Consider the following 2133-nt stretch of genomic DNA (forward strand, 5'->3'; position numbering starts at 1 on the left):
TCTGCTGGCTGATCGACACGCCGGCGCGGCTGGCCGACTATGGCGCCTTGGCCGCCTCGCTCGACACCGAACTGCGCTTCGCCTTCGAGGTCGATGTCGGCCTGCATCGCGGCGGTTTTTCCAGCCCCGCCGAGATCAAGGCGCTGACGATACCAGAGCGGCTGCGCTGTGAAGGCATCATGGCCTACGAGGCGCATGCGCCGGAGATCCCCGGTTTGTTCGGCGGCGCGGCCAAGGCGCTGAAGCGGGCCTCCGCCAAGGCCGCGGAGTTCGCCGCCGCCCTTGATCCGGACCAGCGCCGCACCTTGAACATCGGCGGCTCGAAGACCGCGCTGCTGCATGGCGGCGGCGTCGCCAACGAAGTGTCGATCGGCTCGGCCTTCGTGCTTCCGGGGGATTTCGACACGCCCGGCCTCGGCGGCTTCCAGCCGGCGGCCTTCATCGCAACGCCGATCCTCAAGGCGCTCGATCCGATGCTGCCCGGTCCGCCGGCGGTTTCCAGGGCATTGCAGGCGCTCGGTCTCTTTCCGCGCAAGGGCTGCTATCTCTATGGCGGCAAGTGGATGGCCGAGCCGGCGTTTCCCGAAGGCATGAAGCCGAACGGACTGATCGGTCTTTCCTCCAACCAGCAATTCATGGGCCTGCCGGCGGGCGCCGATGTGAAGCCCGGCGACTACGCCTTCCTGCGGCCGACGCAGAGCGAGGCGGTGCTGCAGCATTTCGGTGCGATTGCCGTGTTTTCGGCCGGGCGGATCGTGGAGTTCTGGCCGGTGCTGCCGATGGGGTGAGGGACGCACGAAGCCGTGATGATCATTTTATTGACTCAGTCAACTAAATGATTGATCCTGTCCACGACAGGAGGACTCCCATGACCATCCACGATCACCCCGGCAAGGAACGCATCGATACGGTGCGCGCCTTCAACCGCTTCTACACCCGCCAGATCGGCCTGCTCGATGAGGGCCTACTGAAGAGCGCTTTCTCGCTGACCGAGGCGCGGGTGCTTTATGAGCTTGCCAATCGCGACGGGCTGGTCGCCAGCGACCTGGTGCGTGATCTCGGCCTCGACCCTGGCTATGTCAGCCGGCTCCTGAAGAAATTCGAGGAGCGTGGCCTGGTCGAGCGCGAGGCAAGCGAGGCCGACGCGCGCCGCGCTTCGATCGCGCTTACGCCGGCCGGCAGGGAGGCCTTCGCGCCGCTCAACCGGGATTCGCACGACCAGGTGCGCGCGCTGCTCGACCGCCTGGCGCCCGTCGACCAGGAGAGGCTGGTCAAGGCCATGCGCACGGTGCAGGACCTGCTCGGCGACAGGCCCGAACCGAAGGTGCCCTATATCCTGCGGCCGCTGCAGGTCGGCGACATCGGCTGGGTCACGCGCCGCCAGGGTATGCTCTACGCGCAGGAATATGGCTGGGACGAAACCTTCGAGGCGCTGGTCGCCGAGATCCTCGGCGAGTTCGTCAAGAACTTCGTCCCGCAATGGGAACGCAGCTGGATCGCCGAGCGTGAAGGCGAGGTGGTCGGATCGGTCTTCGTCATGCGCAAATCGCCCAAGGTGGCGAAGCTCAGGCTGCTCTATGTCGAACCGTCGGCGCGCGGCCTTGGTATTGGCCGGCGGCTGGTCGACGAATGCATCACCTTCGCGCGCGCCAAGGGCTACAGGACGCTGACGCTGTGGACCAACGACATCCTTGGCTCGGCCCGCCGCATCTACCAGGCCGCAGGCTTCAAGCTGGTCGACGAGGAACGCCATCATTCCTTCGGCAAGGACTTGGTCGGCCAGACCTGGAATTTGGAGCTTTAGCTTTTCCCTTCTCCGCTTGGGAGAGAAGGGAAAGGGCGCTCAACCCTTGACCGGCAGCCGGATCTCCTGCCCACCATTGTCGGTATGCGCGTCGAACCCGGGGCTGTAGCGCTCGAATTCCAGCGCGTCAGCGATCTCGTGGCCGGAGGCCGGCAGCCAGCTGTTCCAGATCGTGTTGACGGTCTTCTGCTGGCCAAAACCTTTGCAAGTTCGGGACTCGAAACCCGAACGGCCTCCGAAAATTCCCCCATGTTTAGGCGAGACGGCTGGAGAAGGGGGTTGACAGGAGCGCTTCCGGCAGTTGAATGTAATGTTATTACATATAGGAT

Annotated in this window: 3 protein-coding genes; 2 read left to right on the forward strand and 1 reads right to left on the reverse strand. The window is 64.6% G+C overall.

Annotated elements, in window-relative coordinates; all coding sequences use genetic code 11:
- Positions 1-788 (forward strand): alanine racemase (locus tag EOD07_RS31945; RefSeq protein WP_127238104.1); only part of this gene is annotated, 788 nt, incomplete at its 5' end.
- A gap of 80 nt (positions 789-868) precedes the next feature.
- Positions 869-1804, forward strand: a complete 936-nt coding sequence (locus EOD07_RS31950; protein WP_127238105.1) for a helix-turn-helix domain-containing GNAT family N-acetyltransferase — start codon at positions 869-871, stop codon at positions 1802-1804.
- Positions 1805-1843: 39 nt separating this feature from the next.
- On the opposite strand, the gene EOD07_RS38805 is transcribed toward EOD07_RS31950, so the two are convergent.
- A partial coding sequence (locus tag EOD07_RS38805; RefSeq protein ID WP_348627792.1) for a GyrI-like domain-containing protein occupies positions 1844-2133 on the reverse strand: 290 nt, incomplete at its 5' end.

This window comes from Mesorhizobium sp. M2C.T.Ca.TU.002.02.1.1 (genome assembly GCF_003997225.1).